This window comes from Gottschalkia acidurici 9a, from assembly GCF_000299355.1.
Taxonomy (GTDB): Bacteria; Bacillota; Clostridia; order Tissierellales; family Gottschalkiaceae; genus Gottschalkia; species Gottschalkia acidurici.
Genome location: NC_018664.1, coordinates 2,233,918 through 2,258,103 on the forward strand (window position 1 = coordinate 2,233,918; position 24,186 = coordinate 2,258,103).

General features: G+C 29.7%; 22 protein-coding genes and 1 other annotated feature. Of the genes, 8 read left to right on the forward strand and 14 right to left on the reverse strand.

The window, feature by feature from the left end; translation table 11 throughout:
• Positions 1–10: 10 nt before the first annotated feature.
• The 6 genes from CURI_RS15080 to CURI_RS10605 all read right to left on the reverse strand — a co-directional run bounded on the left by CURI_RS15080 (position 11) and on the right by CURI_RS10605 (position 7,259).
• Positions 11–1,078 (reverse strand): HlyD family secretion protein, encoded by a 1,068-nt coding sequence (locus CURI_RS15080; protein WP_014968253.1) that lies wholly within the window; start codon positions 1,076–1,078, stop codon positions 11–13.
• Positions 1,075–1,752 (reverse strand): ABC transporter ATP-binding protein, encoded by a 678-nt coding sequence (locus CURI_RS10585; RefSeq protein WP_014968254.1) that lies wholly within the window; start codon positions 1,750–1,752, stop codon positions 1,075–1,077. Before CURI_RS10585 ends, CURI_RS15080 begins: the two co-directional genes overlap by 4 nt.
• 10 nt (positions 1,753–1,762) lie before the next feature.
• Positions 1,763–4,261: an ABC transporter permease gene (locus CURI_RS10590; protein WP_014968255.1), complete on the reverse strand. Its 2,499-nt coding sequence runs from the start codon at positions 4,259–4,261 to the stop codon at positions 1,763–1,765.
• A gap of 878 nt (positions 4,262–5,139) precedes the next feature.
• On the reverse strand, positions 5,140–5,787 hold the full coding sequence (locus tag CURI_RS10595) for a LysE family translocator (protein ID WP_014968256.1): 648 nt from the start codon (positions 5,785–5,787) through the stop codon (positions 5,140–5,142).
• A 138-nt stretch (positions 5,788–5,925) separates the two neighbouring features.
• Positions 5,926–6,552: an MATE family efflux transporter gene (locus CURI_RS10600; protein WP_014968257.1), complete on the reverse strand. Its 627-nt coding sequence runs from the start codon at positions 6,550–6,552 to the stop codon at positions 5,926–5,928.
• A 41-nt stretch (positions 6,553–6,593) separates the two neighbouring features.
• Positions 6,594–7,259, reverse strand: a complete 666-nt coding sequence (locus CURI_RS10605; RefSeq protein WP_014968258.1) for an MATE family efflux transporter — start codon at positions 7,257–7,259, stop codon at positions 6,594–6,596.
• A gap of 114 nt (positions 7,260–7,373) precedes the next feature.
• Between CURI_RS10605 and CURI_RS16470 the strand changes: the two genes are divergently transcribed.
• From CURI_RS16470 to CURI_RS10620, 4 genes are all read left to right on the forward strand, one after another.
• Positions 7,374–7,670, forward strand: a complete 297-nt coding sequence (locus tag CURI_RS16470) for a MerR family transcriptional regulator (protein ID WP_338028507.1) — start codon at positions 7,374–7,376, stop codon at positions 7,668–7,670.
• Positions 7,671–7,894: 224 nt separating this feature from the next.
• Positions 7,895–8,137 (forward strand): hypothetical protein, encoded by a 243-nt coding sequence (locus CURI_RS10610; protein ID WP_144276022.1) that lies wholly within the window; start codon positions 7,895–7,897, stop codon positions 8,135–8,137.
• A gap of 344 nt (positions 8,138–8,481) precedes the next feature.
• Positions 8,482–8,964, forward strand: coding sequence for a DUF2975 domain-containing protein (locus CURI_RS10615; RefSeq protein ID WP_014968260.1), 483 nt, complete (start codon positions 8,482–8,484; stop codon positions 8,962–8,964).
• Between the two features lie 10 nt (positions 8,965–8,974).
• On the forward strand, positions 8,975–9,190 hold the full coding sequence (locus CURI_RS10620) for a helix-turn-helix domain-containing protein (RefSeq protein WP_014968261.1): 216 nt from the start codon (positions 8,975–8,977) through the stop codon (positions 9,188–9,190).
• Positions 9,191–9,270: 80 nt separating this feature from the next.
• Here CURI_RS10620 and CURI_RS10625 read toward each other — a convergent pair whose 3' ends face one another.
• Together CURI_RS10625 and CURI_RS10630 are read right to left on the reverse strand one after the other, a co-directional pair.
• Complete coding sequence (locus tag CURI_RS10625) at positions 9,271–10,722, reverse strand: DUF4179 domain-containing protein (RefSeq protein ID WP_014968262.1); 1,452 nt, start codon at positions 10,720–10,722, stop codon at positions 9,271–9,273.
• Entirely contained in the window at positions 10,722–11,291 is a 570-nt protein-coding gene (locus CURI_RS10630; RefSeq protein WP_014968263.1) for a sigma-70 family RNA polymerase sigma factor, read from the reverse strand. The genes CURI_RS10625 and CURI_RS10630 overlap by 1 nt, the downstream gene beginning before the upstream one ends.
• Positions 11,292–11,507: 216 nt before the next feature.
• Here CURI_RS10630 and CURI_RS10635 point away from each other — a divergent pair, with 216 nt between their 5' ends.
• Both CURI_RS10635 and CURI_RS10640 read left to right on the forward strand, forming a co-directional pair.
• Positions 11,508–12,686: an MFS transporter gene (locus tag CURI_RS10635; RefSeq protein ID WP_014968264.1), complete on the forward strand. Its 1,179-nt coding sequence runs from the start codon at positions 11,508–11,510 to the stop codon at positions 12,684–12,686.
• 26 nt (positions 12,687–12,712) lie between these two features.
• Positions 12,713–13,510, forward strand: coding sequence for a 3'-5' exonuclease (locus CURI_RS10640; protein ID WP_014968265.1), 798 nt, complete (start codon positions 12,713–12,715; stop codon positions 13,508–13,510).
• Between the two features lie 54 nt (positions 13,511–13,564).
• On the opposite strand, the gene leuS is transcribed toward CURI_RS10640, so the two are convergent.
• The 5 genes from leuS to CURI_RS10665 form a co-directional block, all read right to left on the reverse strand.
• Positions 13,565–15,973, reverse strand: coding sequence for a leucine--tRNA ligase (gene leuS, locus CURI_RS10645; protein WP_014968266.1), 2,409 nt, complete (start codon positions 15,971–15,973; stop codon positions 13,565–13,567).
• Between the two features lie 87 nt (positions 15,974–16,060).
• Positions 16,061–16,276, reverse strand: a binding site (T-box leader).
• A gap of 86 nt (positions 16,277–16,362) precedes the next feature.
• A complete protein-coding gene (locus CURI_RS10650) occupies positions 16,363–16,917 on the reverse strand; it encodes a GNAT family N-acetyltransferase (protein WP_041701787.1) in 555 nt (184 codons plus the stop codon).
• Between the two features lie 135 nt (positions 16,918–17,052).
• Complete coding sequence (locus CURI_RS10655; RefSeq protein WP_014968268.1) at positions 17,053–17,709, reverse strand: ABC-2 transporter permease; 657 nt, start codon at positions 17,707–17,709, stop codon at positions 17,053–17,055.
• Positions 17,709–18,575 carry an ABC transporter ATP-binding protein gene (locus CURI_RS10660; protein WP_228370417.1) on the reverse strand — a complete coding sequence of 289 codons (867 nt, stop codon included), beginning with the start codon at positions 18,573–18,575 and terminating at the stop codon, positions 17,709–17,711. Before CURI_RS10660 ends, CURI_RS10655 begins: the two co-directional genes overlap by 1 nt.
• Positions 18,575–18,946, reverse strand: coding sequence for a GntR family transcriptional regulator (locus CURI_RS10665; RefSeq protein ID WP_014968270.1), 372 nt, complete (start codon positions 18,944–18,946; stop codon positions 18,575–18,577). Before CURI_RS10665 ends, CURI_RS10660 begins: the two co-directional genes overlap by 1 nt.
• A gap of 251 nt (positions 18,947–19,197) precedes the next feature.
• Between CURI_RS10665 and CURI_RS10670 the strand changes: the two genes are divergently transcribed.
• Both CURI_RS10670 and CURI_RS15415 read left to right on the forward strand, forming a co-directional pair.
• Positions 19,198–20,235, forward strand: coding sequence for an FAD:protein FMN transferase (locus tag CURI_RS10670; protein ID WP_014968271.1), 1,038 nt, complete (start codon positions 19,198–19,200; stop codon positions 20,233–20,235).
• Positions 20,236–20,346: 111 nt separating this feature from the next.
• Entirely contained in the window at positions 20,347–20,511 is a 165-nt protein-coding gene (locus tag CURI_RS15415; RefSeq protein ID WP_014968272.1) for a CDIF630_02480 family spore surface protein, read from the forward strand.
• Positions 20,512–20,576: 65 nt separating this feature from the next.
• Here the strand turns inward: CURI_RS15415 and nifJ are convergent, their stop codons facing one another.
• A complete protein-coding gene (gene nifJ / locus CURI_RS10675) occupies positions 20,577–24,113 on the reverse strand; it encodes a pyruvate:ferredoxin (flavodoxin) oxidoreductase (RefSeq protein WP_014968273.1) in 3,537 nt (1,178 codons plus the stop codon).
• Between the last annotated feature and the right edge of the window lie 73 nt (positions 24,114–24,186).

The following is a 24,186-nucleotide window of genomic DNA, read 5'->3' on the forward strand; positions in this document are numbered from 1 at the left end:
TATATATATCTCAGTTTAATTTTTTAGTTTGAATTGCCACGTCCACATTAAAATTTGGCATTAAAAAGCCATCGTTATTTTCAATAGAAATTTCTACTGGTATGACTGTATCTCCATTTTTTTGAATAGCTCGATGAGAAATTTGAGTTACTTTGCCTTTGTAAATCTTCTCCTTATTCGCTAAAGGAATAATTTTCACTTCTGAACCTAACTTTATATCTTTTATAAATTCTTCTGCTACTTCTGCCTCTACAACCATACTATCTGCATTTATAATGCTCAGAAGTTTTTTAGATATATCTGTGAAATCTCCAGCCTGGTAACCTATTTCATATATTATTCCATTCGGTACGTCACAAACTATATTATTATTACTTATATAAGTTCTTTTTAACTTATCCTTTAGTGTAGATATATTATGCTGTTCGCTAGCAATTTCACTATCTTTAATTTTAAGATCATCTTTATTATCTGTTTTCTTCTTTTTATTAGTTTTAATTGATTCTAAGTCATACTTTGAACCTTCTAATTCTTTATGTCTTAAATCAACAACCTTTTTAGCTTCATCTAGTTGTGACTTAGGAATAGCTCCTGATTTGAACAGATCTTCTTTTGTAGTGAAGTCATTTTGTTCTTGTATATATAATTTCTCTGAAAATGCTACTACACTTTCAGCTTTTTTTATTGCAATTTCATTTCCGTCATTTTCTACAGGGGTATTTTGAATTTTATTTTTTTCTGATTGTACAATATTTAACCTATGCTCTTTACCTTTTAGTTCTGCTCTATATCCACTCATATCCAGTGTTACCAGAACATCTCCTTGTTTCACTTGCTGACCTTCTTTTACATGAATCTTCTCAATAGCTGTGGAAAAGTCAACTACTATATTTTTCATATCATTTGCTTTAATGGTTCCAAAAGCTTCTACCACATTTTTGTCTTTTACAGCCTCTTCTGCTTGTATACCCTTAACTTTATTTTTACTAGTATCCTCGTTTTTATCGGAACATCCTACTGTCATAATAATTAAACTTATAACTCCAAATACCTGTACTTTTTTTATTAACTTTTTCATTCCTCCGACACCCTCCCATCTCTTACATATATTGTTCTGTTGCCATAGTTTGCTGATTCACTTGAATGAGTAACTTGAACTATATTTTTACCCTTTTCAAGATTTATTTTTTTCAATAATTCCATTACTTCCGTTCCAGTTTTACTATCTAAGTTTCCAATAGGCTCATCTGCTAAAATAATCTCAGGATCATTTATTAGTGCTCTAGCTATAGCTACCCTTTGTTGCTGTCCTCCTGATAGTTCTCTTGGAGTATGTCTCTTTCTATCAGATAATCCTACTATGTCTAATATCTCATCTAGTTTTTGTCTATAATCTTTTATTTTCTTTCCATCTAGTAAAATAGGCAGCATAGTATTTTCCTCCACAGTGAGGTTTGGAATAAGATTATAAAATTGAAATACAAACCCTACATCCCTTCTTCTCATAATACTCTGTTGTTTGTCACCCATATACTCTAATTCTTTTCCCTTAATTTTAATACTTCCTGATGTAGGTTTATCTAACCCTCCTAATAAATACAGTAGAGTACTTTTACCCGATCCAGAAGGTCCCATAATAGACACAAATTCTCCTTTATTAATAGTTAAATTAATATTTTTTAATATCTCTACATCTATGTTTCCTAATTTAAAGCTTTTAAAAACATTTAATACTTCTATAACTGGCTTCATTGCATCACCTCTACTCGTATTTAATAGACTCTATAATATTTAATCTTGTTGATTTAAAAGACGGACTAACAGAAGCAATTACAGTAATAATAATAGAACTAATAGTAGCAACAACAAACATTGAAGGAGAGTAGTGCATCTTTATAGGTAAGTTCATGCCCATGAGAATATATGGTGATATAAAAACAAAACTTAGTCCTCCTAAGGCACCTGTTATTCCTCCTATTATTCCTCCTGTTAAAGCTTCAATATATAACATTTTAGTAATTTGGGTTTTACTCATTCCCACAGATCTCATTACAGCCATAGATCTTTTTCTACTTAAAAAGCTCACGACAAAGTTATTTAGTACACCAAAAATTCCTATAATCATAGACATTATTGAAAATCCTTTTAGCAAAATGAAAAGTTGATTATTCTGTTGCATATTATCTATCTGAAGTTGATTTAATGTCATTCCCCATATATTTTCTCGGTTAAATTTTTCTTTTATTTTTTTCATTACTTCTTCGGGATTGTGGCTGGATTTTAAATATATATCTGAATAATTCTGTACCTTCATATCTAATTTTAAGTATCGTTCTGGTAATAATGCTATGTTTCCGTTATACATAAGTGTATCTACAAACCCAACAATGCGATAATTGCGACTTCCCCTTTCCATTTCTAGATTAATATAATCATCCTCTTTTACTCCTAATTTATTTTTAAGAAAACTACTTAATATAATATTTCTATCTGAATCAAAATTTTTCAAAACGCTTTTTTGGTCTTTTCCAATATTGAAGTCCCAATAATCAAAATACTTATTTTGATCTATTCCAATAGCTGAAGATATCTCTTCTCCTTGTTCTAAAACCTTTATATTATTAGCCTCATATACTCCATATGTAGAAATAACACCCTCAATACTTCTAAGTCTTTGCTCCACATTCTTATTACCTTCTGGATGATAAAGCATAATATCAAATTTTCCATCACTATATACATCTAATACTTCAATTCCTACACTGTAACTTAAAGTATTTATCATTAACAAGCTTGCAATTCCGATAGTAAGTAATGCAATATTATTCATAACACCTTTGTTATCTCTTAAATTTTTTACAGCTATAATCCCTATATTTCCAAAAGTATAAGAGTAAATCAATTCAAAAAGTAATATGAATTTATCTGTAATAAAAGGAATCAGTAATATTAATGATAGAGAAATCAAAATTAAACATATTGAATCTACAATTAGTGCCACTTTCATAGGAATGAATAAAGGTGTAATCATTGAAATTATAAATAACACCAAACCTAGCACTGTCTTTATACCTTTTCTCTCTTTTTTGTCTTCATATGTATTTAATACTATATCTCTTACAGAAACTTTAGAAACTTTTACTATTGGTAGTATTGAACTTATAAAAGATAAAATGATAGCTCCAAAAAAAGATATTATAAACTGACCTAAAGTAATTACCATATTTACTTCCATTTTCTCTGACTGATAGGGGTCTGTAGCTAAGACATTAATCATTCCATATAGTATTAAATAGCCTAATCCACATCCTAATACTCCTCCTAATACTCCATAAACAGCACTTTCCATAAGTAATAAAAAGTCCGTTATCCGCTTTGTTGCTCCAATACTTCTAAATGTCCCTATCAGAGGCATACGTTCCATAGAAATAACTTTGAATGAAGTATATATAACGAATATACTTATAAATATGACTAATGCTAGCATTAACATAAACGGCTTAGATATCATGTCAGTATGCTGTGTAATATCTTCTTGTGTAATAGTTTGCTTTACTTCATATCGTCTATATTCCTCTGAGAGTTTCTCTAGCAAGTTATCAATATTGCCACTATCTTTAGTCTTAATATATATTCTTGAAGCTTTACCTTTTTCACCAAAGAGATCATTTATTGTTTCTATAGGCACTATGGCTGTGTTACTTTGGCTCCCAGGTGTTAATATTCCACTAGTAGAAGCTATAGCTGAAACGGTAAAGTTGTATTTATGATTATCAGCCTTTACATTTAAGGTGCTACCAAGCTTCAAGTCATATTTTTCTGCTGTTTTGCTATCTATTATTATCTTTTTTCCATTAAACGGTTGTAAGTTATATTCTTCTTCTATAGTTATAGGATTCATATTTTGTAAGTCTTCAATATTAAATCCCTGAAGATCAAATACTATCTTTTCTTCTTTAGAGTGTTCAAAGGTTACCATTTCATTAGAGTTTTCAATAATATAGTCTAAATCTTCTATATACTTATATGCCTTATTAGATCTGAGTTTTGGAGAAGGAGAGTCTTTATTCGGATAAATTATTATTTCAGCAGAACCAATCTTTTTTTGCATTTGCTCAAGATACATTTCTGTAATATTCTCAGACATTCCTATAGATGCAAATAGAAGGGCTGTAGATAATGTAATAGATAGTAAAATTAAAAACGTCCGAAATTTTTTCTCTTTGATGTTTAATAAAAGAAACTTAATGATTATTTTCATACTATCACCACCTTTTATAAAGTTTTAGTCTTTAAATTTATATTGACATTACTCTTCTCAAACCTAAGAAATAAAAAATTTGAAATATAACCTTACCTCTTTGATAAATAAGAGTAATGAATAGATGAGAGCAAAAGAAAATTCATCCCTTACTCTACCGATAACACATACTTACATAAAATTTGAAGAACTCTAATTCGATACTATAAATTAAACTTCTTAATATGTTTGTAAAATAAGTTTTTTCTATACTTTAGATATTAAGATCTATACTTATATTTTCTACCTATCTACTCAGTATTACCTGATTTTATTAAAACTTCTTCCTTGTCAGAACCTTTCTATTTCACATTGAAATCCTCTTCATAGTCTCGTATTATTTATATAATACTTAGTACTTTGTATTACAAGGTACCGTGCATTATAGAGACAAGTATACCTTCATTTGGTATATCTGTCAATCCCTTTTATTTAACTTTAATCTTACTATTTTGCTATAGTTATTAACTGATTTGTTTCCGACTAGTTATCTTATTCTCTAACTTACTTAATTTATTATCTATAGCTTTTATATGATAATTTAAATAATTTTAAATTATCAGGTATAAGTCAGGATAATCCTGACTAACAACATAATCTCTTTGGTAAATAAAAAACAGAGTCGACTATTTAAAATTGATATTTTATTTATTAAAGTTACAAGATTTATAGATATCCTGAATCATTCTATCTTTTATATTAATTACCTAAAATCGATTATTTGGTAAAGTAATAAGACAAAATTTAACTTAAACAAAAAACAGATATCATTTTTTATTAAATGATATCTGTTTTTTAATTTTAATAAATTTAAAATTAATTTAAAATTATTTATTTCATCAAAATTTTATTACCTCTTTTAAGATACTAAATATACCAAACAAACAAATCATAAGACCTATAATTCTATCCATATATATGAAAACTTTTACGTTAAGTACTTTCTTAGTTGACTTTATTATGGTTGTAATAATTATCCATAATATACAAGAACCTAGTAATATAGACAGTATAAATAATATATTCTGTATAATATTTTCTGGCTGTAGATCTATCCCTAGTTTTGTGAATGCTGTTACAAATACGAAAAATGTCATTGGATTTGATAATCCCATCATAAAAGTAGATGTGAAAGTGTATATAAGTTGTTCTTTTTTATTTTCGATACCTTCTCTGTCTTTTATAGTTCTATTTTTCTTTTTAGTACTTAAAATAATGCTTAAACCTACAATAAAAAATAAAATTCCCATCACTTCATTTATAAGATAAGTATACTTTTCGAGAATATCATTAATAAAACTAGCTCCAAAGATTGCTAAAGTACAATAGATTGAATCTGATACCGAAGCACCCATTCCAGATAATAAACCTATTAATTGCCCTTTAGACATACTTCTTTGTACAGATAAAAGTCCTAAAGGCCCTACAGGAATGCACACAATCATACCGATAATAATTCCTTTTAAAATGAGTATAGTTTCAAACATTTCCTCACCTCTACTTATGATGTCAAAATACTATTATTTAAATTATACTACATATATTGACTCTATAAGGTTTATATTTACATCAAATATACATTTATATTATTAATTTATATAGTCATAACATATAGACTTTGAATTTTAACTGTTTAAGCAAGTATACTGTGTTCTTTTTAAACTTGCACAACTAATGATTAAGCAAATTATTTCTGCAATAGCAAAAGATAGCCATAGACCAACGGTTTCTAAAATGAAAGGTAGAACGATGAAACACCCTATTAAGAGTAAGTATCGACTTATCGCTAATACTGCTGATCTCTTTGGGTCGTTAATAGCAGTATAGAACGTGTTGATAACTACATTAGCCCCAACAAAAATAAAGTTAAAACTATAATATACAATAATCTCCTGAGCATTTAAAAACACCTCTTGATTATCCTGAATAAAGATTGAAATCAATGGGTTCTTGAAAATCAATAATACAATGGTACAGATAAAGCCTACTATTGTTACCGTTTTTATTGCAAGAGTAAGAGTGTGCTTCACTCGATTAAATAATCTACCGCCAAAGTTTACACTAATAATAGCAGCTACACCGCGTGATATTCCTATAATAATAGCGTTAATAACAAGAGAAATATATTGAACAGTTGCAAATGCAGATATACCAACTTCCCCAAATTTCTTAATTAAAATCCAATTAAATAGCATAGTAGACAAGCCTCCACAAAGTTGTGTAATCGCTTCTGAAGAGCCGTTATATGCCATTTGTTTAAGTGCTTTAAAGTCAAGCTTACATTTCCCAATTTTCAAAATGCTGTTTTACGAATAAATTGAGATAAATATATTCCAAAAACAATAGTTGCACTTATTCCTGATGCTAAAGCAGCTCCCCAAATTCCCCAGTTAAATATACAAATAAATAGTAAATCTAGTACAATGTTAATTACCATAGTGAGCATATTCCCTAGCATATAGAGTTGTGGCTTACCTATAGACTGCAACGATATACCAAGAATAATATTAAAGATAATCGGGATAACAAAAAAGCCAAATGTTTGTATATAGCTTTTTACAAGAGGAAGTAATACAGCATTTGCTCCAATACTTTTTGCTAGCATAGTTGGACATAATATGATAATTAACCATGTTGCAAAAGAAACTACGAATAATGCTGTAACAGCGTTATTAAAATAGTGATTTGCCTTTTTTACACTCTTTTCTCCCAAACTAATTCCCACAAGTGTATTTCCACCAATGGCAATTAAGATTGTTATGCACGAAATGATATTAAAAATAGGCGAAGCCATACTTACGGCTGCCATCGCATTAGAGCCTACATATCGTCCTAAGATAATTCCATCAATAATTCCATATAGGCACATAGATAGTGATGATAACAAACCTGGAATTGCAAAGTTTCGAAATAGATAGGGTATTCTATCATGTAGCAGATCTAGTTCATTTGTTTTCATAAAGTTCTCTCCTTTTCTATTGTGAGTTGTTATACTCTTTGTTATAATTCAAGTATAAAATCTTGTGTAGCACAAGAGTCAATAGGAGAGAAATAAAATGAAAAAATTTTTTCAATAGGTGAAGCTGCTCGCTTATCTGGTTTAACAATTGAAACCTTACGACATTATGATCGCATTGGATTGCTAAAACCTGCAAAGATCAATGAACAATCTGGCTATCGCTACTACACAGATGAAGAGCTAATATACTTGGAGGTAATTAGCTTCTGTCGTAAAAATAATATGTCTTTAACAGAAATTAAAAATATTTTTCAAGAAGATTTTGCCTACACCATATCTTTTTTAAAAGAAACAGAGCAAAAAATAGATAAAGAAATTAATCGTCTAAGACAGACAAAAAACAAATATTAAATTTGCGTAATCAACTACAACATAATCTTGTCTTACCTACTAGTGATTTTTATATAAAGTACTTCAATAGACGAGTCATAGTCTTAGCAGATCATTTGCATGAGGCCAGTATTGAGAACTTTCGTAAGCTTCACGATGTACTTTATGCTAAACTTGACCAAAGCACACGTGAGAAGTTTTTATTTGATAATTCGGCAAATTTTCTCCTCTCACTAAAGTCAAATATGCACTTTACTAAAATGTTTTCGATATGTACGAAATTTGAGAGTAGCAAGCATCTTCAATATTTACAGGCAGGTAATTATTTATGCTATATATGTTCGGAAAACGAAAAGGAAGAAGTAATTCAAGAAATGATGTCAATAGCAAGAGAAAAGCATGGAATCGAACCTGACTATATAATATTAAATGTAAAGTTCACAGGAATGTTTCAATGGAAATATGAAGTACAGCTTTTATTAGAGTAACTATAGAATAAGCTATTGTCTCTGCACTTATGAAGTATTATTTTAGGTGAAGGAGTTTATCTTGAACAAGACTTCATCTTGATAATTATGTAAATTATTAATACAGTTAATAAATCAATATTAACTCATAGATAGAATATTGTGAATTAATTAATATATAAATTAGCTTTTTAATAAAGTCTAAAATTAGCAGAGTATTTCTGTTCAAATCAGAAGTACTCTTTTTTTATTAAAGGATACAAAGTATATCGATAAAAATATAATATATTTTAATATATTATTATTGATATACAATAAATGTTGTGCTAAAATCAAATTAACATTAAATAAGTGAGGTGCTTTTTATGAAACAAGGTTCAACACTCTTTTTAAAGCTAGCTGTTGTTCTCATTGGAATTCCAGTTCTTGCTTTGTGCATATTATTGGTACCTGAGATAGCTAATTTTGCAGCAGAATTGTATCCAGATATCGCTTATATGAGATATCTCGTTTTAATCGATTTGTACGCAACGGCAATACCTTTTTACTTTGCTCTGTATCAAACCTTTAAACTTTTAACCTATATTGATAAAAACAAAGCTTTCTCAGAATTATCTGTAAGAGCTTTAAAGAATATAAAATACTGTGCAGTCATAATCAGTGTCTTGTATATAATAGGCATGCCACTCTTTTATCTCATAGCAGAAATGGACGATGCACCGGGTGTTATAGTACTCGGATTGATCCTTGTTTTTGCTTCAACGGCTATCGCAGTCTTTGCTGCTGTTCTTCAAAAGCTTTTAAAAGATGCCATAGATATAAAATCAGATAATGATTTAACAATATGAGGTGAATAACATGGCAATTATAGTCAATATTGATGTAATGCTAGCTAAAAGAAAAATGAGTGTTACAGAACTTTCGGAGAAAGTAGGAATAACGATGTCTAATCTTTCTATATTAAAGAATGGAAAAGCAAAAGCTATTAGATTTTCAACTTTAGAAGCAATATGCAAAGCTTTGGAGTGCCAACCAGTTGATATTCTAGAATACAAAAATGATATTATAGGGTAAGATTATAAAAATAGACTGTAATGAAAATTACAGTCTATTTTTATAAATTACTTTTTATAGTCTTACTACTTATTGACTTTTTATTTAAGCTCAATATTAAATTTAAACTCTTCTCCCAGTTCAAAATTATTGAAGTCGGTTGTGTATATAGTGTACTTATTATTTGGATCTAAGGCTTCAAATTCCATTGTAAATTCATTAGGATTTGCTTTGTCTTTTCTTATGTCATAATTTTTTACATTAACATGATTTCCTTTTTGGTCTTTTATATAAAGACTAGATCCTTGTGTATACGGTGCCTTACCTTCTGCAGTATATTTAACTATAGTAGTGCCGTTTTCTGTTTTTATATCCTTAATTATAAGCTTACCCATTTTTCCTTGTGATAACTCTATTGGATAAGTTCCATCTATGACTTTACTTACTTCTTTAGGTTTCTTTGTTTTTATAGCAACTGGTGTTTCTTTACCATCCTTATCTATACTTACTCCACCACCTCCTGATGGAGTAACTTTACATGGAATAATTGTTAAGTATTCAGGAATATAATCTAGTTTACCATAGTTCATTTTACTATTAAATTTTGATTTATTAGCTTCACCGCCTCCAATGCCATTTGGAACAAGTTCTACTCCTCTGTCATCAAAAGCTATCCAATTATCATATTCAAATATGCCACTAATGTCTTCTATTCTCTTTCCTTCTTTATAATTACCACTTAATGAAATATAAGTTCCTATAGGAGAAAGCGTTACTTTATCTATATTTACAATACTATTAGGAAAATCTATTGTTTTCTTTGGTTTAAATATATTAGTATTTTTAGATATCTCTTCTTTTGACACATTAAATGCAAAGTTCCATTTCCCTTGTATCTCTATATCTGTTCCAATTATATCTGTAATCTTAAAATCAACATTGAACTCCTCTGGTAGATTAAGTTTTTCTATATCTATTTCATCACTGCAAACATAGGTATATTCATCTATATATTTTCCTATGCTAGAGCCAATAGTAGCATCCATACGCTTACCATTTATTTTTATATCATTATGAATGAACATACCCATATTTTCTTTATCTTTTATCTTTTTATCACTCTTTATAGTATAACTTATTAAAAGCTTAGATTCATCACTTAACACTTCATTTATAGTAATTGTTACCCCCTTGTCTGTAACACTTTCACCTAGTATATGAGAGTACTTATCATATTCTCCGTTAGTTCCATACTTATCATTCAGCGTCTGTATTATCGAATTTAAAACTGGTACATTTTTAGCTAAACTTGGATTAGTCACTCCCACCCCTATTACACAAACTACTCCTATAGCAGCTGCTGTTACACCATATTTAAAAGATTTAGAACCCTTCTTTTCTTTCATTTTTTTATTTAGATTTTTCTTAATTCTTTCTTTTTGTATACAATTTACTTTCTCGTTCATGTCTTCAAACTCACTTTCATCTATTTTTATGCCATTAAATAGCTTATATATATCTTTTTCTTCTAAATTAAACCCTTTTTTATTCATCAAGATATCTCTCCCTTCAAAAGTATAAGCTTTTGTTTCAAAAATTCTCGACCTCTTGAAAGTCTTTTATCTACTAAATTTCTATTTACACCAAAAGATTTAGCTATATTTTCAATCCCCTCATATAAAAAGTATCTTCTTATAAAGATCTCTTTATCTTCATCTTTCATTTTCTCTATAGCTTCTATAAGTTCTTCGCTATTTTCTTTATCTATTATCAAACTTTCTATATTATCTTCACTAGATAACGCGTAATCATAATCATCTATAGATTCAACTACGCTGGACTTAAACAGTTTTCTTTTATAATCTATAGCTTTATATTTAGCTATCGCACTAATCCAATGTTTAAATTCTCCTTTTTCTTCATCAAAACTCTCAATATTATTCCACGCAGACCAAAATATGTCATTCACACATTCTTCTACATTTTGAGAATGAAAGTTTGAATTTAAAACATTTCCCGTAATCTTAAATATTAAATTACTATATTCATCAACTATAAATTCTAGTGCTTTCGCATTTTTCTTTTTCATTTCTTTTATAAAGTTATTATTATCTATTTTCATGTTTCTTTATTTTCCTCCTCTCTTACATACTCTTTATCTATATTTTAAAAATTATCTCTTAAGAAGCTTCTCATAATCTAATACGAATCCACTCTTAATTTTCTGACATAATATTTATAAATCTACTTTTTTAGAATTTTAATTAATTTTGTGTAATGTATTCACTATATAAGTTATAATAAAGTTATATATTCTTTTAATCAGGGAGGAATATCTTTGGACAATGAAGAAAGTTTAAAACTCAGTAACAGTTTAATTCTTTTAATGGTAATAACTTGCGGTGTATCCGTAGCAAACATTTACTATAATCAACCTATACTTGGTGACCTAGCAAGATATTTTAATGTTTCAACTAAAAGTATAGGATTGGTTTCTACTTTCACACAAATAGGTTATGGACTAGGAATGTTATTTATTGTTCCATTGGGAGATATTAAAGAACGTAAGTCTTTAATTATTAATATGTTATTTATTTCAACCATTTCTTTAGTTTTATTTGGTATTTCTATGAATTTTTATTGGTTACTAGTCTCAAGCTTTTTAGTTGGTTTTTCATCAATTATAACACAACTTATCGTTCCTTTTGCTGCTAGTTTAGCTAATCCTAATGAAAGTGGTGCTGTAATTGGTAAGGTTTTAAGCGGAGCTTTAGTAGGTATTCTTTTGGCTAGAACCATAAGTGGATTTGTTGGATCTCGCTTTGGATTTAGGATTATATTTTTTTCAGCCGCACTTCTTATGTTGCTTTTATCTTTTACTCTGAAAAAATTATTACCTTCAAGTTTACCTACTTCTAGTGATAAATATATTAATATAATGGGATCTCTTTTTAGTATATTTAAAAATAATTCTATTGTAAGATCGTCTTCCATAATAGGAGCTATGATGTTTGCATCCTTTAGTGTATTCTGGACTACTTTGATTTTTCATTTGGAATCTCCTTCTTATAATCTTGGTGCAAAAGAAGCTGGGTTGTTTAGCTTGGTAGGAATTACAGGCGTGCTTTTTACTCCGTTAACAGGTAAATTAAGTGATAAAAAGTCTCCTAGATTTACAGTAGGACTTTCTATATTTGTTGTTATTCTATCTTATTTTGTTCTACTTCTCTTTGGAGAAAATATTTTCGGATTAATTTTAGGTGTAATTTTACTAGATTTAGGAATTTCTTCTGGACAAGTATCAAATCAAGCTATGATACATAGTTTGAATTCAGAAGCTAAAAATAGATTTAACACTATTTTTATGTTTCTATATTTTTCAGGTGGATCTATCGGTTCCTTTTTAGGAACGTTTAGCTGGAATAAGTTTGGATGGGCTGGAGTATGTATAGCAGGTCTTTTATTATTATTTGTTGCTTTAATAACATACTGTACTATGAGAAGAAAAAACAACTGATAAAGAATTTGTGATTATATTTAGGAGTGAATAATTTGAACTATATTATATTCGATTTAGAATTTAATCAAGGCTATAAATATAGAAGAAAGAGCAAGCATAATAAAAGGGACTTAGTAAACCCAAGTTGTCCCTTTGAGATAATTCAAATAGGTGCAGTAAAACTTGATGATAACTTAGAGCTAATTTCTACTCTAGATAGACTAGTTAAACCTGAAATATATACTAATATTCATCACTTTATATCAGAGATGACTGGTATAACTATAGATATGTTGGAGTATGCAAAGTCTTTCAAAGACATCTATAAAGAGTTTGTTGACTTTATAGGAACAGATAGTGTTTTATGCCCTTGGGGTGCAGGTGACATAAGGGAACTAATTAGAAATATCAACTTTCATGGTTTAGATATATCATTAATTCCTAGCCTATATATTGATGTTCAGAAGCATGCATCTAAGCATCTTAATACTCCTAAGGGAAATTGTATAGGTCTAGAAAATGCTGCAAAGGCATTCGATATTCCTATAAAAAATGAATTTCATGATGCCTTCAATGATGCATTTTATACAGCTGAAATATTCAAAAAAATATATAGTAAAGACATTAGTCCTAGCGTTTATAATATGAGTGAAAATAGTAGCAAAAATGTTAGACCACTAAGAATTAAGTCTCAAAAGACAAAACTTGATTTTGATAGCTTGGTAAAGCAGTTTGAGAAAATGTATAATAAGAAAATGACTAAAAGAGAAAAATCTATTATAAAGTTAGCTTATACAATGGGAAGAACTGGTCAATTTCAGGTTGATGATTCAGAAGAATAATTTTAATCTAAAGAAAAAACTGATATCCCTTATTACCGGGATATCAGTTTTTATCTATTTTACAACTATATTATATATTCTTCCTGCTACATAAATTTCTTTTACGATATTCTTATCTTTTAATAGTTCTGATAGCTTTTCATCTTCTAATACTTTAGATTTTGCTAATTCTGCAGTAGCATCCTTAGGAACTAATATCTTCCCTCTTACTTTTCCATTTATCTGAACAGCCATTTCGATAGTATCATCAACAGTTTTTGAATCATCCCATTTTGGCCACTCTGTTTCATTTAACATTCCACTATATCCCACTATTTCCCATAGTTCTTCAGTAATATGAGGTGCTGAAGGATTTAAAAGAGTTATGAATGTTTTAAATTCAGCTTTATTAACTTTACCTATATTATTAAATTCATTTAATAATGACATTAAGCTTGCTATAGCTGTATTGAATTTCATTGCTTCAAAATCTTGTGTAACTTTCTTTATAGTCTTATGCATACTAGTTTCTAATTCTTTAGAGTATTCTTCACCTTCGACTAGTATATCTTGTAACTTCCATACTCTCTCTAAGAATCTTCTACATCCTTTTACTCCATTATCTGACCAAGATACACTCTTCTCAAAGTCTCCAATAAACATTTCATAAGTTCTTAATGTATCTGCACCGTGTTCATCTACAACTTCATCTGGATTAATTACATTTCCTCTTGATTTAGACATCTTTTCATTATTATTTCCTAATATCATACCATGAGAAGTTCTCTTTTGATACGGTTCTGGAGTAGGCACTATACCGTAATCGAATAAGAACTTATGCCAGAATCTAGAATATAGCAAATGAAGGGTAGTATGCTCCATTCCTCCGTTATACCAGTCAACAGGTACCCAATAATCTAAGTTTTCTTTACTAGCTAATTCTTTATCATTATGTGGATCTGTATATCTTAAGAAATACCATGATGATCCAGCCCATTGTGGCATTGTATCCGTTTCTCTTTTTGCACTTCCTCCACATTTTGGACAAGTAGTGTTTATCCAATCAGAAATTTTTGCTAATGGTGACTCTCCGTTATCTGTTGGCTCATAGCTTTCTACTTCTGGAAGTGTTAATGGAAGCTCACTTTCTGGAAGTGGTACTATACCACATTTGTCACAGTGTACCATAGGAATAGGTTCACCCCAATATCTTTGTCTTGAGAACACCCAGTCTCTTAACTTATAGTTGGTTTTTCTTTGTCCTATTCCTTTTTCTTCTAAGTAATTAGCTATTTTCTCTTTTGCTTCATTTACTGATAACCCATCTATTATATCTGAATTTATAAGAGTACCATTTTCTGTTTCTGTAAATGGAGCTTCCTCTACATTTCCACCCGATATAACTTCAACTATAGGAAGTCCAAACTTTTTAGCAAACTCCCAGTCTCTACTATCGTGCCCTGGAACCGCCATTATTGCACCTGTACCGTAACTCATAAGTACATAATCTGAAATCCATATAGGTATTTCTTTTCCAGTCGCAGGATTTATAGCTTTTATACCCTCTATTTCTACTCCTGTTTTATCTTTTGCTAATTCTGTTCTTTCAAAATCTGATTTTTTACTTGCAAACTCTTGATATTCCTCAATTTTGTCCATGTTATTTATTTTATCTTTTAGCGTTTCTATAACTGGATGCTCTGGAGATATAACCATGTAAGTTACACCATATAATGTATCTGGTCTAGTAGTGTAAATTTTCAGCTTTTCTCCTCCTGATACTTCAAAGTCAACTTCCATACCTTCTGACTTTCCTATCCAGTTTTTTTGTTGTATCTTAACTCTATCTATATAATCTACTAAGTCTAAGTCTTTTATAAGTCTCTCTGCATACTCTGTTATTTTAAGCATCCATTGAGTTTTAACTTTTCTCGTTACCTCTGTACTACAACGTTCACAAGCTCCATTTACAACTTCCTCATTTGCTAAGCCTACTTTACAATCTGGACACCAGTTAATAGATGCTTCTTTTTTATATGCTAAGCCCTTTTCAAATAATTTTAAAAATATCCATTGTGTCCATTTATAGTATTCAGGATGTGTTGTATTTATTTCTCTAGACCAGTCAAAAGATAATCCTAATGATTTTAATTGTGACTTAAATCTAGATACATTTTGCTCTGTTACTATCTTAGGATGTATTTTATTTTTTATAGCATAGTTTTCTGTAGGAAGCCCAAACGCGTCCCATCCCATTGGATATAGTACATTATATCCTTGCATTCTTCTTTTTCTCGAAACTATGTCAAGCGCTGTATATGGTCTTGGATGACCCACATGAAGTCCTTGTCCTGAAGGATAAGGAAATTCTATTAATGCGTAAAATTTAGGCTTTGTTTTATCTTCTAAAGCATGAAATGTTCCTTTTTCATCCCATATATCCTGCCATTTTTTTTCAATCTGTTTTGGATTATATTCTTTCACCTGAAGTTTTCCTCCTTAAATATATTAGTGTTTAAAGTTTCTAACAGTTTATATCGACATTTGCAAAAAATAAAACCCTTCTACTCTTATAGAGACGAAGGGTTTGTTCGCGGTACCACTCTATTTGACAGCAATTTTTACTATCCACTCAAAAGACTATAACGGGTCAATCCGACTAAGACTACTATACTTTCATCCTAGTAAGCTCAGAGACGAGTTCAGATGTAGTTATTACTATTTTCCACCTATCAATAGCTCTCTATAAATAACTTTCAACCTACTATTTCTCTTCAATGCAAATGTATCATTTTTAATGTATTTTATCAAACTTCTTACTAAAAATCAATTTTAATATGTCTATTAATTCAATTATATCCATGTTAACAATATTATATTATTTTATCATTTAGTAAAATCATATGAATGTGATCTTCCCACTTACCATTTATCTTTAAATATTTATGTGCTAGTCCTTCATTTTGGAATCCTAATTTTTCTACTACTCTTATAGATCGCTTATTTCTTGGCATTATATTTGCTTCTATTCTATGTAAGCCATATTCATTAAATATTATTTCAATTCCCTTATTTATAGCCTCTGTTATATATCCATTATTTGTTTCATCCTTATCTAACTTATATCCTAAATTACAAGATAAGAAAACACCTCTTATAATATTACTGAAAGCTATATTTCCTATAACTCTATTATAATCATTTTTTTTAAATATCCATAATCTTAAAAGTTTGTAGTCTTTGATATCTTTTAAATCTCTAGATAATTGATTTTTTTGAAGATTTAACGAATAAAATATCTCTTTTCGCTCGGGTTCCCATTCTCTCAAAAACTCTCTATTTCTCTCATAATAATCTAATACTAGTTCTCCATATGACTCGTCTAGTACTTTCAACTCTAATCTTTCTGTTTCATATCCAACAGTCATCTTTACACCATCCATAATTTTGTTTATATTGTTTGCTTGATTTATTATATCACTAAAATTAAAAGATTATAAAAAAAAGATATTCACAGTTTTTAAAAGTGAATATCTTTTTTTTATATATACTTTTATGGTTTTCTATATCTCTTTATTCTTACATATGAAGAAAGATATTAAGTATGATATAATTCCTACTATGCTAATGATTAATAAACTCAATATTATTATAGTGATTTTACTACTCATAGCAAAGTCTAATATATTATTTAATTTTTCGATTATAAAACTGCTGCTACTTAGTAGCGAAGGTAGGAAGAATACAAGGAACGCAGGCATCATATATAATAACATAGATAGCATTCTACCTTTTTCAACTCCAAATTTATAATACATAGGATATTGAAGAAAACAAATTATTGTTGCTAATGTCCCTGTTAAACACATAGCTCCTACTTCTAAAGTATCTATCTTGCCTATATTATAGTAATACGCTATAACACTTCCATTTATTATCCACACAATAATCATCAAACTAATTAAGTATAGATATCTTCCTAATACCATACTTGAGATTTTAGAAGGAAACATATAATACATCTTTTCACACTTTTCATTACTTGTAATGCTAAACGGATATGTTACCATAATTACTAAAAGGAAAAACATATACCCTATTCCAACTGTAGGTGAATTACTCAAAAACATCATAACAGCTACGAATGGAAGCATTACATAATATCTTAGCGATTTGTTCATAAGTCTAACATCAAGCTTAAAATAATTTATAGAATTCACTATATTTCCTCCTTTACACCATTTATATGAAATACTACAATATCATCAATAGAAGGTTTTTCGTACAACATATCATTTTCTATATATTTTTTATCTTTAGAATAAATAAGTCCCTCAAATCCAACACTAGATTTTTTATATCCAACTAACTTTTCTTTTATATCTAATGTTAAGTCTTCTACTCCTCCTTTAATTAATAAGTAATTCTCTAAAATATTATCTTTTGTATCATTAAATATAATTTTTCCATCATCTATAAAGTAAAGATAGTCCGCTATTTTTTCTAAATCACTCATTATGTGTGTAGAAAATAGTACACTGTTTTCGCCATCTGATATATATTCTTGAAGAAGTTCTAATATTTCATCTCTAATTACAGGATCAAGTCCACTTGTTGGTTCATCCAATATAAGTAATTTTGTTTCTCTAGACAGTACACTTGCAAACATTAGTCTCATTTTCATACCTTTTGAAAAGTCTTTAACTTTTTTATCATATGGTAATTTCCATTTTTCCATGTATTCCTTAAATTTCACTTCATCGAATGTTTTATAAAATCCCTTAAAAGTATTAATTATATCTTTCGCTTTAAAAGACTCCGGAAAATAACATTCATCTGCGATAAATCCTATTATTTCTTTAAATGATATATTATCATCTGAATACTTTTTTTCGAATACAGTTATTTCTCCACTATCTCTTTTTAATTGTTCCATTATAAGTTTTATAGTAGTAGTTTTACCCGCTCCATTTTGACCTATATATCCCAAAATATATCCTTTAGGTAATTTTAAGTTAATGTTCTGTAGACTAAAGTTACTAAATTTTTTGTTCAATTTTTTTATTTCAAGTGCATACATACTCATCACTCCCTCATTAAATTCTCTAAAATCATTATTAATTCTTCATTTGATATATTTGCTATTCTCGCATTTTCTATAGCGACGGTAAATGAATCCTCTATACGCCTCAAGTACTGTTCTCTTACCATTTCGTTGTCCTTAGGAAGCACAAAAGTTCCCTTCCCTCTCATAGTAGAAACGAATCCTTCTTCCTCTAGATCAGAATAAGCTCTTGTAGTCGTAATAACACTTATTCCCAAATCCTTTGCAAGTTGGCGTATGGAAGGTAAAAATTCATTTTCAGCAATTTTACCAGACATTATTTGCTCTTTAATTTGTACTTTAATTTGTTCATAAATAGGTAAATCAGATTTATTAGAAATGAGTATCTTCAATAGTCAATACCTCCTTGCCTACTGTATATATCTCATTATATACAGTAGTATGTTTATTGTCAATATATCTTTCATTAAAGTCTACTTAATCATATAAATAGTATTCTAACAATAAGTGCAATTTACTTAATTAGTAATAATAATAATAATTTATAGAACGTCCTACCTTTCTTTATAAAAGAGCAAAAATTTTACTATCTTTTATGTTATAATTGTTTTATTCTATATAAATCCATGCTTGGAGGTATCTTATGAAAGGTAAAAAACGAATATCAATTATTTTGCTTGTACTTTTATTATTCTTAGGTTATCGTTTATTTCCACAAATCTTTAGTTCTAATAAACAAACTAAAACTAACTTTATTATGGGAACTATAATTAACTTAACTATATATGATAAAGTTTCTGACGATGTTTTTAGTGGTGCTTTTGATGTTATTAGAGATATTGAAAATAAAATGAGTTTAAATATTGATGGAAGTGAACTTAACAGTGTAAATAAAAGTTCTGGAAAGTCTTCCGTGAGTGTATCTGATGAAACAGCTTATGTTATAAATAGAAGTTTAGAGTATTCTAAATTATCAAATGGTCACTTTGATATTACGATAGGCCCATTGGTTCAACTTTGGGGAATAGGAACTGAAAATGCTAAACTTCCTACAGAAGATGAAATTAATAATCTTCTTCCTAAGGTTGGTTATGAAAGATTATCTGTATCTGGTAATAATGTCAAACTTGAGGATGAAGGTATGATAGTGGATTTAGGTAGCATTGCTAAGGGTTATGCTGCTGATGAAGTAGCTAGATATCTGGAGTCCAAAGGAGTTAAAAGAGCTATTGTTGATTTAGGTGGAAATATATATGTGCTAGGAAGCAAAGATGAATCTATTCCTTGGACTGTTAGTGTCCAAAATCCATTTAGTGAAACTAGGGGAGATGTCTTAGGAATTTTAAAAGCTAGTAATAAGTCTATAGTTACTTCTGGTGTTTATGAGCGTTTTTTTGAAAAAGATGGAAAACGATATCATCATATATTAGATCCTTTTACTGGATATCCTGTTGAAAATGAACTTATGAGTGTTAGCATTGTTTCAGATAAATCTATAGATGGAGATGCTCTGTCTACTTCTATATTTTCTTTAGGTCTTAAAGATGGATATAGTTTGATAAATTCATTAAATAATGTAGATGCTATTTTTGTTACAAAAGACAAAAACGTATATGTAACTCCTGGTATTAAAAATAATTTCGAAATTAAGGATACTAGTTTTAAGCTAAAAGAATTCTAAATATTTAATACTATATAGGAGTATAGCATTAAAAACTTTTTTATTTAATGTTATACTCTTATAATAATTTTAGCTATAATTTCAAATAATACACCTTAGAGGTGATATTATATGGATAAACAAATCTATCGCAAAAAGAAAAATACAACTATAGAAAACCATCAAACTGCAGCTTGGGCTGAAATTGTAGATGTTTTACCCGAGTCTAAAGTAACCATTCCTAGTGTTGACAATGTTGAACTTGCTAAGGAATGGGTAGAAGAAAATCAAAAATAAAGTTTTAAAAAACCATGAGGCTAGGATATTTCAATCCTATTCCTCATGGTTTTTCTTTCTTCAAATTAAAGTTTAGCTTCTGAAAGCATTTTATAAATATTATATTTATTTTTAGAATCTTCTTCTGCTTTTGCATATAACTCTTCTGCAAGATCAGGAGAAATTTTAGTAAGTTGAGAGAAACGTAATTCACTAAGAATAAAGTCTCTAAATGGTAGTTTTGGTTCCTTTGAATCTAATATAAATGGATTTTTACCTTCGTCTTTTAAAGCTGGATTATATCTATATAGGTGCCAATATCCTGACTCTACTGCTCTTTTTTCTTGAGATATTGATCTTTGCATTCCATTTCTTATGCCGTGATTGATACATGGCGCATAGCAAATTATTAGTGAAGGTCCTTTATATTTTTCTGCTTCAGTAACAGCTTTCATAAATTGATTCATATTAGCACCCATAGCTACTTGAGCTACATAAACATATCCGTATGTCATAGCCATTAGTCCTAAATCTTTTTTTCTGATACGTTTACCTGATGCTGCAAACTTAGCTACTGCAGATGTAGGTGTAGACTTAGATGACTGACCTCCCGTATTAGAATAAACTTCTGTGTCAAATACTAATGCGTTTATGTCTTCTCCAGAAGCTAATACCTGATCAAGACCTCCAAATCCAATGTCATATGCCCATCCATCTCCTCCTACTAACCATTGAGATTTTTTAGCTAGGAAATCCTTTTTAGATATTATTTCTTGAATTAATTTACTATCTTTATATTCTTCTTTTGATATTACTTTAAGAACTTCTTTACTTACAACTTTGGATTCTTGTGTGCTATGCATAGTTTCTATCCATTTGTTAAATATAGTTTTACATTCATCATCAATATCTGTTTTTATAGCATCTTCCATAAGATCTTTTATCTTATTTCTAATTTGATTAACCCCAAGGTACATGCCATAACCATATTCTGCATTATCCTCAAATAAGGAATTAGCCCATGAAGGTCCTTTTTCTTCATTGTTTTTGCAATATGCTATAGATGGAGCACTAGCACTCCAAATAGATGAACAACCAGTCGCATTTGCTATCATCATACTATCACCATATAGCTGAGTTACTAATTTGAGATATGCTGTTTCTCCACATCCAGGACATGCCCCTGAGAACTCTAGTAGTGGCTGTGAAAACTGACTTCCTTTGAGTGTTTCTTTGCTCATTAATTCATCTTTTATACTAATTCCTCTTCTTGCATAGTTCCAGTTTTCTATTTCCTTCGGTACCTCTTCCTCTGCATCTACCATTACTAATGCCTTTTCTGGTGCTGGACATACGTCTGCACAGTTACTACATCCTGTACAATCTAGCGGACTTATTTGTATTTTATATCCTAAATTCTCAAACTCACCTTTTCCTGCTGCTTTTTTAAATATAAATGTCTCAGGTGCATTTTTCATTTCTTCATCATTTAGTAGAAATGGCCTTATGACAGCATGTGGACATATAAATGAGCATTGATTACATTGAATACAGTTTTCAGGTATCCATCTAGGAACAGATGTAGCTATTCCTCTTTTTTCATAAGCAGTAGTTTGTAGCGGAAATGTACCATCTTCTCTTCCTTTGAACGCACTTACTGGTAATTTATCTCCCTCCTGCTTAGCCATAGGAATTTGTATTTTTCTTATAAACTCTGGTAAATCCATGTCTGCACTATTAGCTTGTTCTTTAGAATCTATCCAGTGTTTAGGAATTTCTACTTCAATAAGTTCTTCAGTTGCTTTATCTACTGCACTGTAGTTCATATTAACTACTTCATCACCTTTTCTACCATAAAGATCCTTGATATACTCTTTCAAGTATTTTATGGCATCTTCAAAAGGTATTACATTTGTAAGCTTAAAGAATACTGTTTGCATAATCATGTTTATTCTATTTCCAAGACCAATTTTATTAGCTATTTCATTTGCATTTATAATATAGAACTTTATATTATTCTTTGCTAAATATCTTTTTACTCTATTTGGTAGATGTTCTTCAAGCTCTTCTATATTCCATGGACAATTCAATACAAAGGTACCATTTTCCTTAAGTCCATCCAATATGTTGTCATAGTGATTAATAAATGATTTGTTATTACATGATATATAATCAGTACTATAAACTAAATAGGATGATTTTATAGGATCTTTTCCAAATCTTAAGTGAGATACTGTACTACCGCCTGACTTTTTACTATCATATGAAAAATAACCTTGAGCATGAAGATCTGTTTTATCTCCTATTATTTTAATAGTAACTTTACTAGCTCCAACAGTTCCATCGGATCCTAATCCCCATAGTCTACAGCTTATATTTTCTTGCGGTGATGTATCAATAAATCTGTCTACTGGTAATGATGTATTTGTAACGTCATCTTCTATTCCTATAGTAAACCTATTTTTAGGAACTTCTCTTTTTAGATTTTCAAATACTGCTATTATCTGTGATGGTGTAGTATCTTTCTGACCTAGTCCATATCTTCCACCAACTACTATAGGATTATATCCACTATCATAAAACACAGATCTTACATCTTCGTATAATGGTTCTCCTATTGATCCCGGTTCTTTTGTTCTATCTAATACAGCTATTTTTTTCACTGCTCTAGGATATATCCTAAAAAAATGTCTTTCTGAGAAAGGCCTATACAGTCGCACTTTTATCAGTCCAACTTTTTCACCTTTATCTAGTAAGTAGTCTATAGTTTCTTCTATAGTTGTACATACCGACCCCATAGCTATAATTATTCTTTCAGCCTCGTCATGTCCATAGTAGTCAAACAAATTATACTCTCTTCCTGTAATCTTTTTTATATCATTCATATAATCCTGTACTATATCTGGCACTTTATCATAAAAAGGATTTGCTGACTCCCTTCCTTGAAAGTATATGTCTTGGTTTTGAGCTGTTCCTCTAGCTACAGGTCTTTCAGGATTAAGTGATCTATTCCTAAATTCTTTTATAGCGTTATAATCTACTATAGATTTTAAGTCATCATAGTCTATGGTCTCTACTCTCTGTATTTCATGAGACGTTCTGAAACCGTCAAAAAAATGTAAGAAAGGTACTCTCGATCTTATAGCTGACAAGTGCGAAATAGCTGCTAAGTCCATAGACTCTTGTGGACTATTAGATGCAAGCATAGCAAACCCTGTTTGTCTAGTTGCCATGACATCTTGGTGATCTCCAAGTATAGACAATGCATGTGCTGCAATCGCTCTAGCACTTACATGAAATACTGCTGGTAATAGCTCTCCTGCCATTTTATACATGTTTGGTATCATTAGCAGTAACCCTTGGGATGCAGTATATGTCGTAGTCAATGCTCCCCCTTGCAATGAACCGTGAACTACTCCTGCAGCTCCTGCTTCTGATTGTAATTCAGCTACTCTAACATTTTGGTCAAATATATTTTTCTTTCCTCCTGCTGACCATTGGTCAACTAACTCCGCCATTGGAGTAGAAGGGGTTATTGGATAAATACCTGCAACTTCAGTAAATGCATATGATACATATGCAGCTGCTTCATTTCCATCCATCATTTTTGTTCTTACTGTCATATTTTATATTCCTCCATGTCTATTACTTATAGTTAAACTTATTTAGTAGCTATGTACATATTAAGATTTATAG